Genomic DNA, 22,010 nt, shown 5'->3' with positions numbered 1-22,010 from the left:
GAGAGGGCAATGGAATTCGCTTTTTATATCTGTGGCCTTATCGCCATCCTGGCTACGCTGCGAGTGATCACGCACACCAATCCGGTGCATGCGCTGCTGTACTTAATCATCTCGCTGCTGGCCATTTCCGGGGTGTTCTTCGCACTGGGCGCGCACTTCGCCGGTGCGCTGGAAATCATCGTCTACGCCGGGGCCATCATGGTGCTGTTCGTGTTCGTGGTGATGATGCTGAACCTGGGCGGCTCTGAAATTGAGCAGGAACGTCAGTGGTTAAAACCGCAGGTGTGGATCGGCCCGGCAATTTTGTCGGCCATCATGCTGGTGGTGATCGTTTACGCCATTCTGGGTGTTAACGATCAGGGCATCGACGGCACGCCGATTGGCGCGAAAGAGGTCGGTATCACGCTCTTTGGCCCATACGTTCTGGCAGTGGAACTGGCCTCAATGCTGCTGCTGGCAGGTCTGGTTGTGGCTTTCCACGTTGGCCGCGAAGAGCGTGCTGGCGAGGTGCTGAGCAACCGCACTGACGACCGCGCGAAAAGAAAAACGGAGGAGCGCGCATGATCCCCTTAACACATGGACTGATCCTCGCTGCGATTTTATTCGTTCTGGGTCTGACCGGTCTGGTTATCCGCCGCAATCTGCTGTTTATGCTGATCGGGCTGGAAATCATGATTAACGCCTCCGCGCTGGCCTTCGTGGTCGCCGGAAGCTACTGGGGCCAGACCGATGGTCAGGTGATGTACATTCTCGCCATCAGCCTCGCGGCTGCCGAAGCGAGTATTGGCCTGGCGCTGTTGCTGCAGCTCCATCGTCGCCGCCAGAATCTGAACATCGATTCAGTAAGTGAGTTGCGTGGATGAACATGCTTGCCTTAACCATTATTTTTCCGCTGATTGGCTTCGTGCTGCTGGCGTTTTCTCGCGGCCGCTGGTCTGAGAATCTGTCTGCAACCGTCGGCATGGGCTCTGTTGGCCTGGCCGCGCTGGTGACAGCGTATGCGGGTATCGACTTCTTTAACAACGGGCGTCAGCCTTTCAGCGTGCCGCTGTGGACGTGGATGTCGGTCGGTGATTTCAACATCGGTTTCAACCTGGTGCTGGACGGCCTCTCGCTGACCATGCTTTCCGTGGTTACCGGCGTTGGCTTCCTGATCCACATGTTCGCCTCCTGGTATATGCGCGGTGAAGAGGGGTACTCCCGCTTCTTCGCCTACACCAACCTGTTTATCGCCAGCATGGTGGTTTTGGTCCTGGCCGATAACCTGCTGCTGATGTATCTGGGCTGGGAAGGCGTGGGTCTGTGTTCTTACCTGCTGATCGGTTTCTACTATACCGATCCGAAGAATGGCGCAGCGGCCATGAAAGCGTTCATCGTGACCCGCGTGGGTGACGTCTTCCTCGCTTTCGCGCTGTTCATTCTTTACAACGAACTGGGCACGCTGAACTTCCGCGAAATGGTGGAACTGGCGCCAGCGCACTTCGCCGCAGGCAATAACATGCTGTGGTGGGCAACGCTGATGCTGCTGGGTGGTGCTGTGGGTAAATCCGCGCAGCTGCCGCTGCAGACATGGCTGGCCGACGCGATGGCGGGTCCAACTCCTGTTTCCGCGCTGATCCACGCCGCGACCATGGTAACCGCAGGCGTCTACCTGATTGCGCGTACCCATGGCCTGTTCCTGATGACTCCGGAAATTCTGCATCTGGTGGGTATCGTTGGTGCGGTCACGCTGGTGCTGGCAGGCTTTGCCGCGCTGGTGCAGACCGACATCAAACGCGTCCTCGCGTACTCCACCATGAGCCAGATTGGTTACATGTTCCTGGCGCTGGGCGTTCAGGCGTGGGACGCAGCCATTTTCCACCTGATGACGCACGCGTTCTTTAAAGCGCTGCTGTTCCTCTCATCCGGTTCGGTGATTCTGGCCTGCCATCACGAGCAGAACATCTTCAAGATGGGCGGACTGCGTAAGTCCATTCCGCTGGTGTATGTCTGCTTCCTGGTGGGCGGCGCGGCGCTGGCGGCACTGCCGCTGATCACCGCGGGCTTCTTCAGTAAGGACGAAATCCTTGCGGGTGCCATGGCGAATGGTCATATCAATCTGATGGTTGCGGGTCTGGTCGGTGCGTTCATGACCTCCCTGTATACCTTCCGTATGATTTTCATCGTATTCCACGGTAAAGAACAAATTCACGCTCACGCAGGGAAGGGGATCACCCATCACCTGCCGCTGATTGTGCTGCTGGTACTCTCCACCTTCGTTGGCGCGATGATTGTGCCGCCGCTGCAGGGCGTACTGCCAGACACCACCGAGCTTGAGCACGGTCGCGTTCTGACGCTTGAAATCACCTCCGGTGTGGTCGCTATCGCGGGCATCCTGATCGCGGCATGGCTGTGGCTGGGCAAACGTACGCTGGTGACTGCCGTTGCCAACAGTGCGCCAGGCCGCCTGCTGGGCACCTGGTGGTACAACGCGTGGGGCTTCGACTGGCTGTACGACATGATCTTCGTTAAGCCGTTCCTGGGCATTGCGTGGCTGGTGAAGCGCGACCCACTGAACAGCCTGATGAATATCCCGGCGATCCTCTCCCGCTTTGCAGGTAAAGGCCTGCTGTACAGCGAGAACGGTTACCTGCGCTGGTATGTGGCGTCCATGAGCATCGGTGCGGTTGTCGTGCTGGCGCTGCTGATGGTGTTGCGTTGATCGTTAAGTGAATTTTATTCGAATTCGTTGAAAATCAGGCCCCTACTGGGGGCCTTAAAAAGGAATGTAAATCGCCATGTTACTACCCTGGCTAATATTAATTCCCTTCATCGGCGGCTTCCTGTGCTGGCAGACTGAACGCTTTGGCGTGAAGATGCCGCGCTGGATTGCGCTGATCACCATGGGATTGACGCTCGCGCTTGGCCTGCAACTGTGGTTGCAGGGCGGTTACTCACTGACCCAGTCTGCGGGCATTCCGCAGTGGCAGTCTGAGTTCATCCTGCCGTGGATCCCACGTTTCGGCATTACGATCCACCTGGCGATTGACGGTCTGTCGCTGCTGATGGTGGTGCTGACCGGTCTGCTCGGTGTTTTGGCGGTACTCTGCTCCTGGCGTGAAATCGAAAAATACCAGGGCTTCTTCCACCTGAACCTGATGTGGATCCTGGGCGGCGTGATCGGCGTGTTCCTTGCCATCGACATGTTCCTGTTCTTCTTCTTCTGGGAGATGATGCTGGTGCCGATGTACTTCCTGATCGCGCTGTGGGGCCACAAGGCGTCCGACGGTAAAACGCGTATCACGGCGGCAACCAAGTTCTTCATCTATACCCAGGCGAGTGGTCTGGTGATGTTGATTGCCATTCTGGCGCTGGTGTTTGTTCACCATAACGCGACCGGAACCTGGACCTTCAACTACGAAGAACTGTTGAAGACGCCAATGTCCCACGGCGTTGAATACCTGCTGATGCTGGGCTTCTTCATCGCCTTCGCGGTGAAAATGCCGGTGGTTCCGCTGCACGGCTGGCTGCCAGACGCGCACTCTCAGGCACCAACGGCGGGTTCCGTTGACCTGGCGGGCATCTTGCTGAAAACGGCGGCCTACGGTCTGCTGCGTTTCGCTCTGCCGCTGTTCCCGAACGCCTCCGCAGAATTCGCACCGATTGCCATGTGGCTGGGTGTGATCGGTATCTTCTACGGTGCCTGGATGGCCTTCACGCAGTACGACATCAAGCGTCTGATTGCCTACACCTCCGTTTCCCACATGGGCTTCGTGCTGATTGCTATCTACACCGGCAGCCAGCTGGCGTACCAGGGGGCGGTGATCCAGATGATTGCGCACGGTCTGTCCGCAGCCGGTCTCTTCATCCTGTGCGGCCAGCTGTATGAACGTCTGCACACCCGTGACATGCGTATGATGGGCGGTCTGTGGAGCAAAATTAAGTGGCTGCCAGCGCTCTCCATGTTCTTCGCGGTGGCGACTCTGGGGATGCCGGGTACCGGTAACTTCGTCGGCGAATTTATGATTCTGTTCGGCAGCTTCAAAGTGGTACCGGTGATTACCGTGATCTCCACCTTTGGTCTGGTGTTCGCTTCCGTCTACTCGCTGGCGATGCTGCACCGCGCGTACTTCGGTAAAGCGAAGAGCGAAATTGCTGCACAAGAACTGCCGGGGATGTCGCTGCGTGAGCTGTTCATCATCCTGCTGCTGGTCGTACTGCTGGTGCTGCTGGGCTTCTTCCCGCAGCCGATTCTGGATACCTCGCACAGCGCGATGGGCAATATCCAGCAGTGGTTTGTTAATTCTGTTTCTACTACAAGGCCGTAATTCGCCATGACAATAACTCCACAACAACTGATCGCGCTGCTACCGCTGCTGATCGTCGGATTGACGGTGGTGGTTGTGATGCTCTCCATTGCGTGGCGACGCAATCACTTCCTGAATGCCACGCTGTCGGTCATCGGCCTGAACGCCGCGTTAGTCTCTCTCTGGTTTGTTGGTCAGGGTGGGGCGATGGACGTCACCCCGCTGATGCGCGTTGACGGTTACGCCATGCTGTATACCGGTCTGGTGCTGCTGGCGAGCCTGGCAACCTGTACCTTTGCGTACCCGTGGCTCGAAGGCTACAACGACAACAAAGAAGAGTTTTACCTGCTGGTTCTGATTGCCGCGCTGGGCGGCATTCTGCTGGCGAATGCGAACCACCTGGCCGCGCTGTTCCTCGGCATTGAGCTGATCTCTCTGCCGCTGTTCGGTCTGATTGGTTACGCCTTCCGCCAGAAGCGCTCCCTGGAAGCAAGCATCAAGTACACCATCCTGTCTGCGGCGGCGTCCTCGTTCCTGCTGTTTGGTATTGCGCTGGTGTATGCACAGTCCGGTAACCTCTCCTTCATGGCGCTCGGCAAGAGCCTCGGTGACGGCATGCTGCATGAGCCGCTGCTGCTGGCGGGTCTGGGCATGATGATCGTTGGCCTTGGCTTTAAACTCTCTCTGGTGCCGTTCCACCTGTGGACGCCAGACGTCTACCAGGGCGCTCCGGCTCCGGTGTCGACCTTCCTGGCGACGGCGAGCAAAATCGCTATCTTCGGTGTGGTCATGCGTCTGTTCCTGTACGCACCGGTAGGTGACAGCGAAGCGGTTCGCGTGGTGCTGGGCATTATCGCGTTCGTCTCCATCATCTTCGGTAACCTGATGGCGCTGAGCCAGACCAACATCAAGCGTCTGCTGGGCTACTCGTCTATCTCTCATCTGGGCTACCTGATGGTGGCGCTGATTGCGCTGCAGAGCGGTGAGATGTCGATGGAAGCCGTGGGCGTCTATCTGGCCGGCTACCTGTTCAGCAGCCTCGGCGCCTTCGGCGTGGTGAGCCTGATGTCCAGCCCGTATCGTGGTCCGGATGCCGATTCACTGTTCTCCTACCGTGGTCTGTTCTGGCACCGTCCGATCCTGTCTGCGGTGATGACGGTGATGATGCTCTCTCTGGCAGGTATTCCGATGACGCTCGGCTTTATCGGTAAGTTCTACGTGCTGGCCGTCGGTGTGCAGGCGCACCTGTGGTGGCTGACTGCGGGCGTGGTGATTGGCTCCGCGATTGGTCTCTACTACTACCTGCGCGTGGCCGTGAGCCTGTACCTGAGCGCACCTCAGCAGCTCAACCGCGATGCCCCAACCAACTGGCAGTACAGCGCCGGTGGTATCGTAGTGCTTATCTCCGCGCTGCTGGTGCTCATCTTCGGTATCTATCCGCAACCGCTGATTGAGATCGTGCAGCGAGCAATGCCATTAATGTAAAGACAAAAAACCCGCCTCGGCGGGTTTTTTTATGGTTTTCTCCCTCTCCCCGTGGGAGAGGGCCGGGGTGAGGGCACCAGCCCGCACCATGCTTAAGCCAGCTGCTTCCGGCTAATCAACGGCCCGTCAATCTTCTTCATCGAGCGGTCCAGCACTTCCTCAATCACTGACGACAGCTCGTTCAGCTCAAACTTCGCCACATACCCGTCCGCCTTCACCTTACGAATATGGTCTTCGTTGGCGTTGCCGGAAAGGGAAGAGTGGATCACTACCGGAATATCTTTCAGTACCGGGTCGGTTTTGATTTTGCGCGTCAGCGTAAAGCCGTCCATTTCTGGCATTTCGAGGTCGGTCAGCACCAGCGCGATCTTATCGGTGATGGGAACCCCTTCAGCCTGGGCCTGTGCCGCCAGCACGCCAATTTTCTCCCACGCTTCTTTGCCGGTGATATGCAGCTGGGCCGGGATCTCCATTGCCTGCAGACCTTTCTCCAGCATCGAGCGCGCCACTTTGGAGTCTTCCGCGACGATGGCGACAGCGCCTGGCTTGATATGGAATTTGGTGGTCTTCAGGTTCGTGGCGTGCAGATCGTGATTGGCCGGGGTGATGTCATACAGGATCTGCTCAACGTCCAGCACCATCGCCAGATCGTTGGTATCGGTCTTCTCGTCAAGACACGCGATACTGGTGATGTAGCGGCCGCTGACGGCGGTTTCCGCCGCGTGCACCTGCTTCCAGTCCAGACGCATGATGTTCTCAACCGATTCCACGGCAAACGCCTGCACGCTGCGCGCATATTCGGTGATCAGCAGAATGTTCAGCCCGGTGGTGGGCTTACAGCCCGCCACGGCGGCCAGGTCAATCACCGGGATCACCTGATCGCGAATATTCACCATTCCCATCAGCGGTGACTTCATCCCGGCGGGTTTCGTGAACTCCGGCATCGGCACAATTTCACGCAGCTTAAAGACGTTAATGCCAAACAGCTCAGATTTATTTTCGTTCAGAGAGGTGCCAAGACGGAACAGCAACAGTTCAAAACGGTTCGACAGGGTCAGATTCGCCCTGTCATCAATATCTTTCTGGAAATTATCCATTCTACCCTCGAGAGAAATGCTGACCTTTTAATCGTTATCGGCATCCTGAGGGAAAAATGAAGGACTAAACGCTGACCTGAGCGAAATCTTCGGCCAGCTCACATTCCGGAAACAGCGTGCGGCACTCTGCCAGCAGGCTTGCGCATCCCCGCGCGTCGTAGCGCGAGCTGACGTGGGTGACGATGAGCCTCCCGACGCCCGCGTCACGGGCAAGCTGTGCCGCCTGACGCGTGGAGCTATGGCCTCGACTGTTGGCTTTCTCTTCCATCGCCGTTTCAAGCGTCGCTTCATGCACCATCACGTCCACGCCCTGGGCCAGCGTGAGCGCCGCCGGGCACGGGGCCGTATCGCCAAAAATAGCTATTTTTTTGCCCGGCTGCGGTGCGGCGAGATAATCCTGACCGTTGATGACGCGCCCGTCCTCCAGCGTGACGGTCTCTCCATGCTTCAGACGCTGGAACAGCGGTCCGGGTTTTACGCCATCGGCCATCAGTGCGGCGGCGTCCAGCGCGCCGGGTTTGTCATGCGCGTCAATGCGATAGCCATAGCACTCGACAGGGTGATTGAGCGGCTGAGCGCTCACCTTATAATCGCCGTCATCGAAAATCAGGCCTTCGCTAATCTCAACGACCTCCAGCGGATAATCCGTCCACGACCCGCTCAGGCGCAGCGTGGTTTCAACAAATTCACGAATACCCGCAGGCCCGTAAATCGTCAGCGGGTTGGCGTTACCGGCCATCGAGCGGCTGCACAGCAGGCCGGGAAGGCCAAACAGATGGTCGCCATGCAGATGGGTGATAAAAATTTTATCCAGCTTGCCGGGGTGATAAGCGGTGTGTAACAGCTGATGCTGCGTCCCTTCACCACAGTCAAACAGCCACAGCCCGCCGCGGGTGGGGTGTTTAAGATCCAGCAGTATCGCCGTCACATTTCGTGAGCGGGTTGGCACGCCCGCGGACGTACCCAGAAAAATCAGTTCCATAACGCAATCAGCCCTTTGCCGAACGGGGAGGGGTTTAGTATAACGTGATGAACCCCAGGAAGGAGACTGACATGATCCAGTGGCAAGATTTACACCATAGTGACCTCACCGTTCATTCACTTTACGCCCTGCTGAAGCTGCGCTGCGAAGTGTTTGTGGTTGAACAGACCTGCCCGTATCAGGACATCGACGGCGATGACCTCGTCGGCGAGAACCGCCATATCCTCGGCTGGCGGGATAACGAGCTGGTGGCGTATGCGAGGATTCTGAAAAGCGAAGACGATTTTGAGCCTGTTGTCATTGGCCGCGTCATCATCAGCGGCAAAGCGCGTGGTGAAAAACTCGGCTATCAGCTGATGGAGAAAACGCTGGAGGCGTGCCAGAAACAGTGGCCGGACAAAGCGTTATACCTGGGCGCGCAGGCGCACCTGCAGTCCTTCTACGGCCACTTTGGCTTCGTGCCCGTCACCGAGGTGTACGATGAAGACGGCATTCCCCACATCGGCATGGCGCGGGAAGCGAAGCAGGCGTAATGACGAGTCGTTGGCTATAGTTAGCGGACTGGTGTACTAACATGGAGAAAAATATGTCATTTCAATCCTGGGATACCCGTATCGACGACGACCTGGCCTTACTGAGCGAAACGCTGGAAGAGGTGTTACGTTCCTCGGGCGACCCTGCCGATCAGAAATATATTGAGCTAAAAGCCCGCGCCGAGCAGGCGCTGCATGAAGTGAAAAACCGCGTCAGCCATGCGTCTGATACCTACTACTACCGCGCCAAAAAAGCGGTGTACCGTGCCGATGATTACGTGCATGAAAAACCGTGGCAGGGTATTGGAGTCGGCGCTGCCGTCGGGCTGGTGCTGGGGCTGCTGTTGGCCCGTCGTTAAGCCGCTTAACCACTCCCTATACGTGGGTACTGCTATTTATTGCCAGTACCCCGTATAATACGAGGCTTTAACAGGGAGAGGTTCGCGTGAATTCGATTTTCCTCGCGCTGGAGCAACTGCGTACCCAGCTATCGCAAGCGTTACCCGCAGCACCCGGCATACGTCATTTCGACGTCTCTTTCCCGTTAAACGACGCTTTCGACCCTCTCGCCTGGCTTGGGGCGCAGCAGTGTTATCCGCAGTTTTACTGGCAGCAGCGTAACGGCGATGAAGAGCTGGCCGCGCTGGGAGCGGTTATCCCTTTTTCCTCTCTGGCGTTAGCCTCGCAGTTTTTGCGCGAGCAAAACGCGGCAGGTGATACCCGCATCTGCGGCCTGAACGCCTTTAATCCGGAGCAGAGCAGCCTCTTTTTACCGCGGCTGCTCTGGCGACGCACCGCCGGCACCGCCACGCTGCGCCTGCAGCTGTGGAGCGATTATTCACTTCAGGAAGATGCCCACGCCGCGCGGGATTTTTTACAGCAGCTCCGTCCTGCGAGATCTATCCGTCCACTGTCCGTTCAGGTTGAGCACGAAACCCATCAGCCGCAGCAGGCCGAATGGCTAAAACTTATCCTCAGGGCGACGGAGACCATCGCGCGCGGTGATTTTGAAAAAGTGGTTCTCGCCCGGGCAACCGATCTGCAGTTCACACAGCGCGTTAACCCTGTCGCGCTGATGGCGGCCAGCCGCGCCCTGAATTTACACTGCTACCATTTCTGCATGGTATTCAACGCCAGCAACGCGTTTCTTGGCTCGACGCCCGAGCGTCTCTGGCGGCGGCGCGGCACGCTGCTGCGCACGGAAGCGCTGGCGGGCACCGTTGCCAGCCATACCGATGATAGCCAGGCGCAGCGTCTCGGCGAGTGGTTGCTTAACGACGATAAAAACCAGCGCGAAAATATGCTGGTCGTGGAAGATATCTGCCAGCGTCTTCAGCACTACACGCAGACGCTTGAGGTACTGCCCCCTCAGGTGGTGCGCCTGCGTAAAGTGCAGCATTTGCGCCGCTGTATCTGGACCGAGCTCAAACAGGCCGATGATGAGCAGTGTCTGCTCATGCTACAGCCGACCGCGGCCGTAGCCGGATTACCCCGACAGCCTGCGCGCGAGTTTATCCAGAAGGTTGAGCCCTTTAACCGCGAGTGGTACGCCGGTTCTGCCGGGTATTTATCCCCCGATCAGAGTGAGTTCTGCGTGGCGTTGCGCTCCGCCCGCGTCCAGGATGACTCCCTGCGGCTCTATGCCGGTGCCGGCATTGTCAGCGGGTCTGACCCGGAACAGGAGTGGCAGGAGATCGAAAACAAAGCGGCCGGATTGCGCTCTCTGCTCCTAAGGGATTAATACTGAATCGCGCAATCCCGATTCATATCAAAATTCCAATTTTTTCTATTATTTATACTGTGTCGCATTCTTGATACCGGACAATCTCATGTCAGTAAGTTCTTTTAACCGACGCTGGGCGGCGGTGATCCTTGAAGCCCTGACGCGCCACGGCGTCAGGCACGTGTGTATTGCACCGGGTTCTCGCTCAACGCCGCTGACGCTGACGGCCGCCGAAAACCGGGCGTTGATTCATCACACCCACTTTGATGAGCGTGGCCTCGGGCATCTCGCGCTGGGTCTGGCGAAGGTCAGCAAAGAGCCCGTGGCGGTGATCGTCACTTCCGGTACCGCCGTGGCGAACCTCTATCCGGCTCTGATTGAAGCCGGGTTAACCGGTGAAAAACTGATCTTACTGACGGCCGATCGCCCCCCTGAGCTTATCGACTGCGGCGCCAATCAGGCCATCCGTCAGCCGGGGCTCTTTTCTTCTCATCCTTCGCAGACGATTTCGCTGCCCCGTCCCACCCAGGATATTCCGGCAAGCTGGCTGGTCTCCACCGTCGATCACGCTCTGGAGACGTTGCGCAGCGGGGCGTTGCACATTAACTGCCCGTTTGCCGAGCCGCTGTACGGTGAGCTGGACGATACGGGTCTTGACTGGCAGCAATCCCTTGGCGACTGGTGGGAGAGTGAAAAACCGTGGCTTCGCGAGCAGACGCACCTTGAGAGCGCGAAGCAGCGCGACTGGTTCTTCTGGCGGCAGAAGCGCGGCGTGGTGATTGCCGGGCGCATGAGCGCCGCCGAAGGCAAGCTTGTCGCCGAATGGGCGCAAACCCTGGGCTGGCCGCTGATAGGCGACGTGCTTTCCCAGACCGGTCAGCCGCTGCCGTGCGCCGACCTCTGGCTGGGTAATGCCAAAGCGGTCACCGAGCTGTCGCAGGCGCAGATTGTGGTTCAGCTTGGATCGAGTTTGACCGGCAAACGGTTACTGCAGTGGCAGGCCACCTGCACGCCGGAAGAGTACTGGCTGGTGGACGCGCTGGAAGGGCGGCTTGACCCGGCGCACCACCGCGGACGTCGTCTGATCAGCCGTATCGACGCCTGGCTGACGCTTCATCCGGCTGAAAAACGCAAGCCCTGGGCGGTTGCCATCCCGAACCTTTCGCGCCAGGCGTGGGAACTGACCAAAGCGCACTGTGAGGCGTTTAGCGAGGCCGGGCTGGCGCACCGTATTCGCCAGTGCCTGCCTGAACAGGGGCAGCTGTTTGTCGGCAACAGCCTGGTCGTGCGGCTGATTGACGCTTTTTCGAAGCTGCCCGGGGGCTACCCGGTGTACAGCAATCGTGGCGCCAGCGGTATCGACGGGCTGATCTCCACGGCGGCGGGCGTGCAGCGCGCCAGCGCGAAATCAACGCTGGCGATCGTGGGCGATCTCTCCGCGCTCTACGATCTCAACGCGCTGGCGCTGCTGCGTCAGGCGTCAGCCCCGTTCGTGCTGATTGTGGTCAACAACAACGGCGGGCAGATTTTTTCCCTGCTGCCTACGCCGCAGAGCGAGCGCGAGCGCTTCTATCTGATGCCGCAGAACGTGCAGTTCGAACACGCCGCGGCGATGTTTAGCCTGAAATACCATCGCCCGGAAAGCTGGGAACAGCTGGACGCGGCGTTAAGCAGCGCCTGGAAGCTGCCGGGTGCGACGCTGATTGAGCTGGTGGTAAACGATGCTGACGGTGCGCAGACCCTGCAAAGCCTGCTGGCGCAGGTGAGCCAGCTGTGATCCTCTCGGGCGTGCAGCAGGCCGGAAAACCAGGCTATCCCTGGCTGGTCTTTTTGCACGGTTTTTCCGGCGATTGCCGCGAGTGGCAGGTTGTTGGTGAGCGACTCCGTGACTACCCCCGGCTGTATCTGGATCTGCCGGGGCACGGTGGATCCCGGAATCTGGGCGTCACGGGCTTTGACGAGATGAGCAGGCTACTCACCCAAACTCTTATTAGTTACAACATACTGAATTTCTGGCTCATCGGGTACTCCCTCGGCGGCCGCATTGCAATGTTCCATGCCTGCCAGCAGCCAAAGGGGCTGCAGGGCGCAATAGTGGAGGGAGGACATCCGGGCCTGCAGGATGCCGATGCGCGACAGGCGCGGCTGGTATCCGACCGCCGTTGGGCAACGCGTTTTCGCAGCGAACCGCTGGAGAAGGTGTTCGCTGACTGGTATCAACAGCCCGTGTTCGCCTCCCTCACTGACGCCCAGCGCGAGGCGCTGATTACCCTCCGCAGCCAGAACGACGGCGCGATGCTGGCTATGATGCTTGAGTCGACCTCGCTGGCCGTGCAGCCCGACCTGCGTGCTGCCCTGAGCGCGCGCGATTTCTCTTTTGATTATCTCTATGGCGAACGTGACGAGAAGTTCGCGGCCCTTGCCGCGGAGCTGAACGTTGTTCGCCATGCAATTCCCAACGCCGGACACAACGCCCACCGGGAAAACCCCGATGCGGTTGCGGCAAGTCTGGCTCAGATACTGCGTCTTCGAATAAAGGACACTCTATGATCTACCCTGATGAAAACATGCTTTACGCCCCGGTTGAATGGCAGGACTGCTCCGAAGGCTACACCGACATTCGTTACCACAAATCCACCGACGGCATTGCCAAAATCACCATCAACCGCCCGCAGGTGCGTAACGCCTTCCGCCCGCTGACCGTGAAAGAGATGATTCAGGCCCTGGCGGATGCGCGCTACGACGATAACATCGGCGTGATTGTCCTGACCGGCGAAGGCGAGAAAGCGTTCTGCTCCGGTGGCGATCAGAAAGTGCGCGGTGACTACGGCGGATACCAGGACGACGCGGGTACGCATCACCTGAACGTCCTCGATTTCCAGCGTCAGATCCGCACCTGTCCAAAACCGGTGGTGGCGATGGTGGCGGGCTACTCTATCGGCGGCGGCCACGTCCTGCACATGATGTGTGACCTGACCATTGCCGCCGAGAACGCCATCTTCGGCCAGACCGGCCCGAAAGTAGGATCCTTCGACGGCGGCTGGGGTGCCTCCTACATGGCGCGCATCGTCGGGCAGAAAAAAGCCCGCGAAATCTGGTTCCTGTGCCGTCAGTACAACGCGCAGGAAGCGCTGGATATGGGCCTGGTGAATACCGTGGTACCGATTGCCGATCTCGAAAAAGAGACCGTTCGCTGGTGCCGTGAAATGCTGCAAAACAGCCCGATGGCGCTGCGCTGCCTGAAGGCCGCGCTCAATGCCGACTGCGACGGTCAGGCGGGTCTGCAGGAGCTGGCGGGCAACGCCACCATGCTGTTCTACATGACCGAAGAGGGTCAGGAAGGGCGCAACGCGTTTAACGAAAAACGCCAGCCGGACTTCAGCAAATACAAACGGAATCCGTAATGCGTCGCGCGCAGGTTTACCGCTGGCAGATACCGATGGACGCGGGCGTGGTGCTGCGTGAAAGGCGGTTAAAAACCCGTGACGGCTTCTTCGTGCATCTGCAGCAGGGCGAGCGGGAAGGCTGGGGCGAGATTTCGCCTCTGCCGGGCTTTAGCCAGGAGTCACTGGATGACGCGCAGACGGCCTTGCTGGCTTGGGCGGACGCGTGGCGCGGGGGGGCGGATCCGGTGCTGCCGGAGGTGCCTTCCGCGGCCTTTGGTATCAGCTGCGCGCTGGCGGAGCTGGACGGCAGACTGCCGGAAGCGGGGAATTACCGCGCGGCGCCGCTCTGTACGGGCGATCCTGACGAGCTGTTCGCGCTGCTCTCCGCCATGCCGGGCGAGAAGGTGGCGAAAATTAAAGTCGGTCTCTATGAAGCGGTGCGCGACGGCATGGTCGCCAACCTGCTGCTGGAGGCGATCCCCGATCTGCATCTGCGTCTGGACGCCAACCGCGCCTGGACGCCGCTCAAGGCGCAGCAGTTTGCAAAGTACGTCAACCCGGCCTACCGCAGCCGCATTGCCTTCCTCGAAGAACCGTGCAAAACCCGCGACGATTCGCGCGCGTTTGCCCGCGAAACCGGGATTGCCATCGCCTGGGATGAAAGCCTGCGCGAGGACGATTTTGAATTTGTCGCCGAGCCCGGCGTCAGCTCGGTGGTGATTAAACCGACGCTGACCGGCAGTCTGGCGAAGGTGCGCGAGCAGGTCGCAGCAGCGCACGCCTCAGGGCTGACGGCGGTCATCAGCTCGTCGATTGAGTCCAGCCTTGGGCTGACCCAGCTGGCGCGCATTGCCGCCTGGCTAACGCCGGATACGGTTCCTGGCCTCGACACGCTGAACCTGATGCAGGCTCAGCTTATCCGCCCGTGGCCGGACAGCGCGCTGCCGTGCCTCGACGTCGAGGCGCTGGAGCCGCTGCGATGAGTTTTACCGACTGGCCGTGGCGGCACTGGTGCGCGCTGTCTGCTGATAAACCGGCCCTCAGGCTGAACGATGAGGTGCTCAGCTGGCAGCAGCTGTGCACCCGCGTCGACCGGCTTGCGGCAGAGTTTCACCGGCAGGGCGTGGAGGAGGGCAACGGCGTGCTGCTGCTGGCCCATAATCATCCGCAAACCCTGCTGGCGTGGCTGGCGCTCCTCCAGTGCGGGGCGCGTATTCTTCCCGCTAATCCGCAGCTTCCGCGCCTGCTGCTGGACGTGCTGCTTCCGCAGATGACGCTGTGCTTTGCGCTGGTGCTGGACGGCAGCTACGACGCTCTTCCTGCCCTGCATATGCACGAGACAGCCGATGCGTATTGCGCTGCGTGGCAACCGGCGCGGCTGGCCTCCATGACGCTGACCTCCGGCTCCACCGGGCTGCCTAAGGCAGCGGTGCATACGTGCGAGGCGCATCTCGCCAGCGCGCGCGGCGTTTTGTCGCTGATGCCCTACGGTGAAGACGACGACTGGCTGCTCTCGCTACCGCTGTTTCACGTTTCCGGCCAGGGAATTTTATGGCGCTGGCTGCAGGCCGGCGCGCGGTTAACCGTACGCGAGAAACAGCCTCTTGAGCAGGCGTTGCGCGGCTGCACCCACGCCTCGCTGGTGCCGACCCAGCTCTGGCGCTTGCTGAATGCGCACCAGCCTGTCGCACTGAAAGCGGTGCTGCTGGGCGGGGCGGCCATCCCTGTTGAATTGACCGAACAGGCGCGAGAGCAGGATATATGCACCTTCTGCGGCTACGGTCTGACCGAGTTTGCCTCTACCGTTTGTGCGAAAGAGGCGGACGGCGAGCCGGACGTGGGCTGTGCGCTGCCGGGCAGAGAGGTGCAGGTGGTTAATGGTGAAGTCTGGATCCGGGCGCAAAGCATGGCCTCAGGCTACTGGCGAGACGGCGAACTGATTCCGCTGACCAACGCGCAGGGTTGGTTCGCCACACGCGATCGCGGCGAATGGCATGACGGCCGTCTGACGATCCTTGGCCGCATGGACAACCTCTTTTTTAGCGGCGGAGAAGGGATCCAGCCGGAATCGCTGGAGCGCGTTATCGCCACGCACCCGCAGGTTAACCAGGTGTTTGTCGTCCCGCTGGACGACGCTGAATTCGGGCAACGTCCGGTGGCGGTGGTGGAGTGTGAGCCGGGAACGGATATCACCTGCTTACCCGACTGGGTCAGGGATAAGGTCGCGCGTTTTGAGCAACCCGTCCGCTGGCTGGTGTTACCGACTGAACTCAAAAATGGCGGCATCAAAGTCTCACGCCGCGCGCTGCAGCAGTGGGTGAACGCATCGCTGAAGGGATAATAGCCGTTTCAAAAAGTTACAATCTACAGACCGGCCGCACGCAGAGTGCTTGATCCCCGGGAGACTCCGGTTAAAATCTCGCGGTTTTGGGACTTCTTTATAATAATTGTGCGGGATCACGACAATGAAAAAAGTGGCATTACTGGGCTTCGGCCTGATGGTTGTATCGGCGGCGGCGAACGCCATTAGCATTAACGGCTCGGCGGGTCAGGATTATACCCACCTGGGCTTTGGCATGGGTACTGAGACATCCGGTCTGGCGATGACCGGCGGCTGGACGCATAACGATGACGACGGCGACGCGGCCAGCCTCGGCCTGGGTCTCAACGTTCCTCTTGGCCCGTTCCTGGCGACCGTCGGCGGTAAAGGCATCTATACCAACCCAAATGACGGTGATGAAGGGTACGCGGCGGCAGTGGGCGGCGGCCTGCAGTGGAAAATTGGCGACAGCTTCGGCCTGTTTGGTGAGTACTACTATTCGCCGGACTCCCTCTCCAGCGGTATCGAAAGTTATGAAGAGGCCAACGCCGGTGCGCGCTGGACCATCATGCGTCCGATTACCATCGAAGCTGGCTATCGCTATCTGAACCTGGCCGGTAAAGACGGCAACCGTGACAATGCGCTGGCCGACGGCCCGTACGTGGGCGTTAGCGCAGGCTTCTAATCACTCCGGCGCGGCGTTCTGTCGCGCCAGTTTCTCTCTTCTCCACCCCGCGTTTGCGCTATAGTGTTTTGACCATATAAGCGGGAGAACATAATGATTAACGTGGAGATGTTATCCACCGGCGACGAAGTGCTGCATGGACAAATTATTGATACCAATGCTGCCTGGCTTGCCGATCTTTTCTTTGAGCAAGGATTACCGTTAACGCGCCGCAATACCGTAGGCGACAATCTTGAGTCGCTGGTCGCTATTCTGCGTGAGCGCAGCGAGCACTGCGACGTGCTGATTGTGAACGGCGGACTCGGCCCCACCGGCGACGATCTCAGCGCCCTGGCCGCCGCGACCGCAAAAGGCGAAGGGCTGGTGCTGCACGAGGCGTGGCTTTCGCAGATGGAGCGCTTTTTCTCCGAACGTGGCCGCGTCATGGCCCCAAGCAACCGCAAACAGGCTGAAATTCCCGCCAGTGCTGAACTGGTCGATAACCCGGTGGGTACCGCGTGCGGGTTTGCTATGCAGCTGAACCGCTGCCTGATGTTCTTTACGCCGGGTGTGCCCTCAGAATTTAAAGTGATGGTCGAGCAGCAGGTCCTGCCGCGCCTTCGCGATCGTTTTACCCTGCCTGAACCGCCGCTGTGCCTGCGTCTGACCACCTTTGGCCGCTCGGAAAGCGATCTGGCCCAGAGCCTCGATCATCTTCCGCTGCCGCCAGGCGTGTCCATGGGCTATCGCTCCTCCATGCCGATCATTGAACTTAAGCTGACAGGCCCGGCCGAACAGAAAGAGGCGATGCTGGCCCTGTGGCCAGAGGTGCAGCGCGTGGCGGGCGAAAGCCTGATCTTTGAAGGTACGGAAGGGTTGCCCGCGCAGATTGCGACGCATCTGCAGGCGCGTCAGCTGAGCGTGACCTTAAGCGAGCAGTTCACCGGTGGCCTGCTGGCGCTGCAGCTGTCGCGCGTCAACGCGCCGCTGCTGGCCAGCGAAGTGGTGCCGTTCCAGCAGGAGACCCTGGCGCAGACCGCCCGCTGGGCGTCCGAGAGAAGGGTGAAGCATTTTGCCGGTCTGGCGTTGTTTGTCGGGGGGCTGGACGAGGAATACCTTAACTTCGCGCTGGCGACGCCGGAAGGCACCTGGGCGCTGCGGGTTAAAATGAGCATCACCCGCCATAGCCTGGCGGTGCGTCAGGAGGTTTGCGCGATGATGGCGTTGAACATGCTGCGCCGCTGGCTGAATGGTAAAGAGGTTGCCAGCGAGCACGGCTGGATCCATGTGGTCGAGTCGCTGTTTATCGAGTAAAACCTGTGCCGGGGCCTTTCGCCCCGGCACTGTTCAGCCCAGCGCCTTCGCCAGCAGGGTAATCGGATGTTCACAGCGCTTGCTGGTGGACATCTCAATCTGCCACTTGCAGGTTTCGCAGTCCGTTACCACGATATCCGCGCCGCTCTCTTCAATCTGACGGAACAGCGGGGCGCCAATCGCCTGTGACGTTTCGTAGTTTTCACGCTTAAAGCCGTAGGTCCCCGCAATCCCGCAGCAGCGCGAATCCAGCACCGTCAGCTCCAGGCCTGGAATAAGCCGCAGCAGCTCAAGCGTATAGAGCGACCAGCCCATTTTTTCCATGTGACACGGCGTGTGATAGACCACTTTCAGCGGTAATGTCCCCAGCGGCAACGTCTGCCCGCTATCCAGTTTGCGCCACAGGAAGCGTGTCGCCAGCTCGATGTGCTCGCGCAGGCCGGTGTTATCCACGTCCAGCAGATGCGGATACTCATCGCGCAGTGTGAAGGTACAGGTGGACGAGGTCGCCAGCACCGGAATACCTTTATCGACAATGGCTTCGCGCAGGGAGGTGACATTGCTTTGAGCCTGCCTGCGCGCTTTATCGGTAAACCCGTTGGCAATTAGCGGTACGCCGCAGCACTTCTCTTTGTTCAGTAACTGAACGCCCGTGCCCATGGCGTTCAGCACCTTCAGCAGATCTTTACCCAGCTGCGGGTGGTTGTAGTTCACATAGCAGCCGTGGAAAAAGGCCACCTGGTCGGCGTACTGCGCCTGTTGCGCCGCGACGGATTTGTACCAGCGGCGGAAGGTGCCGTGAGAATATTTCGGCAGGCTGCGGTGATGGTCTATCTTCAGCGTGGCATCCAGCAGCTGACGCACCGGTTTGAGCGAGGTCGCGGCATTCACGATGGGGGCAAAGGGCGTCGAGACGCTGCCCATCAGATCGGTGTGGCTCAGGATCGCATCGCGCAGTGTCGGTTTTTGCGTGCTGTAGCGCGCCCGGGCGCGCTGAATGATATCGCCGATTTTCACATCCGACGGGCAGGCGACTTCGCAGCGTTTGCAGTTAATGCAGTATTTCAGCGCTTCATCGTACAGCTTGCCGTCCTTCAGGCGCAGGCGCTCGCCGTCCGGCCCGGCTTGCTTTGGTCCGGGATAGCGTGGGTTAACGCCGCTGACCGGGCAGACGGTGGTACACACCGTGCATTTGATGCAGCTTTCAAAACGGGTGTCGTTCATTGTTCAGCCTCCGTGCGCTGGCTAATCTGCTCTGCCACATACAGCGCCGTGACGGCGCAGACCCCGCCACCGCATCCCTGGGCAATGGGATCGTACCCGCCCAGCAGCGAGCCGATGGCAAAGAGATTCCTGACGGGTTTACCGGAAAGCTGCGGATGCAGCTGGTTATCGACAATCACGCCGAACTGTTGCCAGGGCTGCGGCGAGAAGAAATCACTCTGATACCAGTCCGCGCGTGAGGCACGCTGGCGAACATCCAGCCCCATAATGGCTTCCCGGATGCCCTCCCGGCTGCTCAGCAGCCCGTTGCTGAAGAAGCTGCCGCTTGCCAGCACCGTATAGCGGGCGCGAAGCGGAATATCGTCGTGGTTGCGCGTCCAGATTTCGCTCACCGCGCCGTCGGTCAGGGTGATTTTTTTCACCTCATCACCCGCCATCCACACGCCGCCCTGCGCGACAAACTGACGCTGGAGCTGGGTATGCAGGCGAATGCCGGGTACGGAAGGGGGCAGCGTTGGCAGCAGGCCGAGCGAGCAGGGCAGACGATCCGAGAGCCAGCGCCAGAGTCGGTTGTCGCGTAAACCGAAGCAGGCGGGCATCAGCAGGGCATCGCAGGTTTCGCCGAGCGGCCTGAGCGCGTCATACAGCAGCGGCCATTTGTCCTCGTTATCAAGAAAACGGGCGATATTCACCGCGCGAAACTCGCTCGGGTTATCGCGCAGGACATCAAGCTCGGGCAGTTCTATCTCTGCCGTTTCCGCGTTAACGCCCTGGCGACAGAGCGACGCCGCTGCGAGATGGGGCTGGAAATCCAGAAAGCCGCTAATCCCTACCACCCGCACACGTCCCGCGCGAATGGGGGCAATGGGCACCTCCTCCGGGCTGAGCCACGCGGAACGCAGGGTGCCGAGCGGCGTAACGCGCTGGTGATTGAGCCGGGCGCTGCCCTGCAGACGTGCGCCGCAGTCCGCCAGCAGCGCTTCGGTTTCCAGCGCAAAGCGGTCAATATGCTGCGCGCCAATCAGGTGATACGGGTGTTCCGGCGGCAGCTTATCGCGGTACGCTTCGTCCACCAGATCCAGCGAGCCCGACGAGAAGTGCAGGGCGCTCTGGCCCCGGGTGATAATGGCGCAGCGCAGCCCCTGCTTCGTGAGTTTGATGCCGCAGAGCAGGCCTGCCAGCCCGCCGCCGACGATTACGGTATCAAATTTCATCGCGTTGCTCCTTCTCAAGACCGCAAAGCCCCTGGTAGACCCAGCGGGTAAATTCGCTTTCGCGCAGGGCATCGCCCCAGGCGACAGGCTGAATGCCTTTCCAGCGCTCGTTTAAAAACGCGCTGAGCTGATCGAGCGACTGGGTGGCGGTGGTGGTGTGAAAACGCTGCAGCAGACCGGCGGCACGACAGGCGCACAGCTCGCCCTGACAGGTGCCCATTCCGACGCGGGTGCGGCGGCGAAGATCGAGCAGGCTGTTGACCGTCAGATTCTCCACCGCGTACTGCACCTCACCGGCGGTGACGGCTTCGCACTCGCACACCAGGCTGCGGCTCAGTCGTCCTTCACCGAGCCACTGTGGCGTTCTGTCGCCGTGGCGGTAAATAGCGGACCCGCGCAGCGGCGCAGGCAGGGAGATAATTTTTTGCAGCGTCTTCTCGGTGGACTGACGCGAGCCGGGCAGGGCTTGTTCTGCCGTCACGCACCGTTCGGTATTGCCCAGCTTGCGGCAGACGGCATCGGTCGCCCACTCGGCCATCAGGCGGTAGGTCATCAGCTTGCCGCCGGTGATGGTGATAAACCCGTCCATGCCGTCGCGTTCGGCGTGATCGAGCAGCACGATGCCCCGGCTGACGTTACGTCCGCTCGGGTCGTTGTCGCTGGCGACCAGCGGACGCACGCCCGCGTAGGCGCGCAGAATACGCGTCTGGGCCATCACCGGCGCCAGTTTTTCCCCTTCGCGCAGCAGGATGTCCACCTCTTCAGCGGTGACGCGGTTGTAGTCAATCTCGCTGTAGTCCACGTGGGTTGAAGTCGTCCCGATTAACGAAATGGTATCTCCCGGCACGAGGATATCGGCGTCAGACGGTTTGCGGCAGCGGTTGATCACGTGGTTATTGATGCGGTGGTCGAGGATCAGCAGCGAGCCTTTCGCCGGGAACATGCGCACCGAAAGGTCCGCGTATTCCGCAATCCGCTGCCCCCAGATCCCCGCCGCGTTGACCACAACGGCGGCATACAGCTCGCTGTGTTCGTTATATTGCGTATCAAGGATCCGCACGCCGCAGATACGATGGCCTTCGCGGATAAGCCCGGTCACTTCATGCCCGGTCAGGATATGCGCGCCATGCTCCCGGGCGTCCAGCATATTGGCGGCGGTCAGGCGGAACGGATCGACGGTGCCGTCAGGGACCTTCACCGCGCCGATAAGCGCCGGGTTAACCGACGGTTCCAGCCGCCGCGCCAGCGCCGGATCCAGGGCCTCAGCCTGAATGCCCGCGGCGCTGCAGGCGGTAATAAAGGTGTCCTGAAAGGCGAGATCATCTTCGGGAAGGGTAATAAAGAGGCCGTCGGTCGGCTCAATGCAGTGGCGGGCGATACGCTTGAGGATCTGGTTTTCAGCAATACATTCGCGCGCGGATTCAGCGTCGGTGACCGCATACCGCGCGCCGCTGTGCAGCAGGCCGTGGTTACGCCCGGTTGCGCCCGTAGCGATATCATGGCGTTCCAGAAGCGTGACGCTCAGGCCGCGAAGGGCGCAATCGCGTGCGATCCCGGCGCCGGTTGCGCCACCGCCAATGATTATCACATCGCTGTAGCGAGGATCGTGAATGGTCATTGTTTACCCTCTATGTTCGTTTTTTATCATTTAGCCATATTAATTTTGTGGTTTGTTTGATTTCGAACATAAACGCGCGGAATTCGAAAGTGAAACGTGATTTCATGCGCTTTTTTGCGCATTCTGTCATATTTCTGTAACAATCTGTGCGTTGATTCACAGTA

Annotated in this window: 20 protein-coding genes; 15 read left to right on the top strand and 5 right to left on the bottom strand. The window is 59.8% G+C overall.

Annotation, left to right across the window (positions count from 1 at the left end; all coding sequences use genetic code 11):
- The first annotated feature begins 9 nt into the window (after positions 1-9).
- The 5 genes from nuoJ (at position 10) to nuoN (ending at position 5,771) form a co-directional block, all read left to right on the top strand.
- Positions 10-564, top strand: coding sequence for an NADH-quinone oxidoreductase subunit J (nuoJ, locus tag AC0TOY_RS12700; protein ID WP_008500212.1), 555 nt, complete (start codon positions 10-12; stop codon positions 562-564).
- The gene (nuoK, locus tag AC0TOY_RS12695; RefSeq protein ID WP_003861496.1) at positions 561-863 is read left to right on the top strand and encodes an NADH-quinone oxidoreductase subunit NuoK; all 303 of its coding nucleotides are present in this window, start codon (positions 561-563) and stop codon (positions 861-863) included. The genes nuoJ and nuoK overlap by 4 nt, the downstream gene beginning before the upstream one ends.
- A complete protein-coding gene (gene nuoL / locus AC0TOY_RS12690; protein ID WP_024908969.1) occupies positions 860-2,701 on the top strand; it encodes an NADH-quinone oxidoreductase subunit L in 1,842 nt (613 codons plus the stop codon). Before nuoK ends, nuoL begins: the two co-directional genes overlap by 4 nt.
- 76 nt (positions 2,702-2,777) lie before the next feature.
- Complete coding sequence (gene nuoM, locus AC0TOY_RS12685; protein ID WP_024908970.1) at positions 2,778-4,307, top strand: NADH-quinone oxidoreductase subunit M; 1,530 nt, start codon at positions 2,778-2,780, stop codon at positions 4,305-4,307.
- 6 nt (positions 4,308-4,313) lie between these two features.
- Positions 4,314-5,771, top strand: coding sequence for an NADH-quinone oxidoreductase subunit NuoN (gene nuoN, locus AC0TOY_RS12680; RefSeq protein ID WP_061714719.1), 1,458 nt, complete (start codon positions 4,314-4,316; stop codon positions 5,769-5,771).
- Between the two features lie 92 nt (positions 5,772-5,863).
- Here nuoN and AC0TOY_RS12675 read toward each other — a convergent pair whose 3' ends face one another.
- A complete protein-coding gene (locus AC0TOY_RS12675; RefSeq protein WP_024908219.1) occupies positions 5,864-6,868 on the bottom strand; it encodes a chemotaxis protein in 1,005 nt (334 codons plus the stop codon).
- 64 nt (positions 6,869-6,932) lie between these two features.
- Entirely contained in the window at positions 6,933-7,850 is a 918-nt protein-coding gene (gene rbn / locus AC0TOY_RS12670; protein WP_473721917.1) for a ribonuclease BN, read from the bottom strand.
- Positions 7,851-7,921: 71 nt separating this feature from the next.
- Between rbn and AC0TOY_RS12665 the strand changes: the two genes are divergently transcribed.
- The 10 genes from AC0TOY_RS12665 to AC0TOY_RS12620 all read left to right on the top strand — a co-directional run bounded on the left by AC0TOY_RS12665 (position 7,922) and on the right by AC0TOY_RS12620 (position 17,790).
- Positions 7,922-8,383 (top strand): GNAT family N-acetyltransferase, encoded by a 462-nt coding sequence (locus AC0TOY_RS12665; protein ID WP_048992437.1) that lies wholly within the window; start codon positions 7,922-7,924, stop codon positions 8,381-8,383.
- A 53-nt stretch (positions 8,384-8,436) separates the two neighbouring features.
- A complete protein-coding gene (gene elaB / locus AC0TOY_RS12660) occupies positions 8,437-8,742 on the top strand; it encodes a stress response protein ElaB (protein ID WP_008500219.1) in 306 nt (101 codons plus the stop codon).
- A gap of 86 nt (positions 8,743-8,828) precedes the next feature.
- On the top strand, positions 8,829-10,124 hold the full coding sequence (gene menF, locus AC0TOY_RS12655) for an isochorismate synthase MenF (protein ID WP_473721916.1): 1,296 nt from the start codon (positions 8,829-8,831) through the stop codon (positions 10,122-10,124).
- 88 nt (positions 10,125-10,212) lie between these two features.
- Positions 10,213-11,883: a 2-succinyl-5-enolpyruvyl-6-hydroxy-3-cyclohexene-1-carboxylic-acid synthase gene (menD, locus tag AC0TOY_RS12650; protein WP_473721915.1), complete on the top strand. Its 1,671-nt coding sequence runs from the start codon at positions 10,213-10,215 to the stop codon at positions 11,881-11,883.
- The gene (gene menH, locus AC0TOY_RS12645; RefSeq protein ID WP_473721914.1) at positions 11,880-12,656 is read left to right on the top strand and encodes a 2-succinyl-6-hydroxy-2,4-cyclohexadiene-1-carboxylate synthase; all 777 of its coding nucleotides are present in this window, start codon (positions 11,880-11,882) and stop codon (positions 12,654-12,656) included. Before menD ends, menH begins: the two co-directional genes overlap by 4 nt.
- Positions 12,653-13,510: a 1,4-dihydroxy-2-naphthoyl-CoA synthase gene (menB, locus tag AC0TOY_RS12640; RefSeq protein ID WP_014832749.1), complete on the top strand. Its 858-nt coding sequence runs from the start codon at positions 12,653-12,655 to the stop codon at positions 13,508-13,510. Before menH ends, menB begins: the two co-directional genes overlap by 4 nt.
- Positions 13,510-14,475: an o-succinylbenzoate synthase gene (menC, locus tag AC0TOY_RS12635; protein WP_473721913.1), complete on the top strand. Its 966-nt coding sequence runs from the start codon at positions 13,510-13,512 to the stop codon at positions 14,473-14,475. Before menB ends, menC begins: the two co-directional genes overlap by 1 nt.
- Positions 14,472-15,833 (top strand): o-succinylbenzoate--CoA ligase, encoded by a 1,362-nt coding sequence (gene menE / locus AC0TOY_RS12630; protein ID WP_473721912.1) that lies wholly within the window; start codon positions 14,472-14,474, stop codon positions 15,831-15,833. Before menC ends, menE begins: the two co-directional genes overlap by 4 nt.
- 124 nt (positions 15,834-15,957) lie before the next feature.
- The gene (locus tag AC0TOY_RS12625) at positions 15,958-16,497 is read left to right on the top strand and encodes a YfaZ family outer membrane protein (RefSeq protein WP_024908211.1); all 540 of its coding nucleotides are present in this window, start codon (positions 15,958-15,960) and stop codon (positions 16,495-16,497) included.
- Positions 16,498-16,590: 93 nt separating this feature from the next.
- Positions 16,591-17,790 carry a nicotinamide mononucleotide deamidase-related protein YfaY gene (locus AC0TOY_RS12620; RefSeq protein WP_473721911.1) on the top strand — a complete coding sequence of 400 codons (1,200 nt, stop codon included), beginning with the start codon at positions 16,591-16,593 and terminating at the stop codon, positions 17,788-17,790.
- 33 nt (positions 17,791-17,823) lie between these two features.
- Here AC0TOY_RS12620 and glpC read toward each other — a convergent pair whose 3' ends face one another.
- From glpC to glpA, 3 genes are read right to left on the bottom strand one after another with little or no spacing between them, the layout of a single operon-like run.
- Positions 17,824-19,014: an anaerobic glycerol-3-phosphate dehydrogenase subunit GlpC gene (gene glpC / locus AC0TOY_RS12615; RefSeq protein ID WP_473721910.1), complete on the bottom strand. Its 1,191-nt coding sequence runs from the start codon at positions 19,012-19,014 to the stop codon at positions 17,824-17,826.
- Positions 19,011-20,228: a glycerol-3-phosphate dehydrogenase subunit GlpB gene (glpB, locus tag AC0TOY_RS12610; protein WP_024908208.1), complete on the bottom strand. Its 1,218-nt coding sequence runs from the start codon at positions 20,226-20,228 to the stop codon at positions 19,011-19,013. Before glpB ends, glpC begins: the two co-directional genes overlap by 4 nt.
- Positions 20,218-21,846, bottom strand: coding sequence for an anaerobic glycerol-3-phosphate dehydrogenase subunit A (glpA, locus tag AC0TOY_RS12605; RefSeq protein WP_420278530.1), 1,629 nt, complete (start codon positions 21,844-21,846; stop codon positions 20,218-20,220). Before glpA ends, glpB begins: the two co-directional genes overlap by 11 nt.
- Positions 21,847-22,010: the final 164 nt, after the last annotated feature.

This window comes from Enterobacter sp. PL_is379 (assembly GCF_055817355.1).
This window is presented reverse-complemented; position numbering and strand designations above follow the sequence as displayed.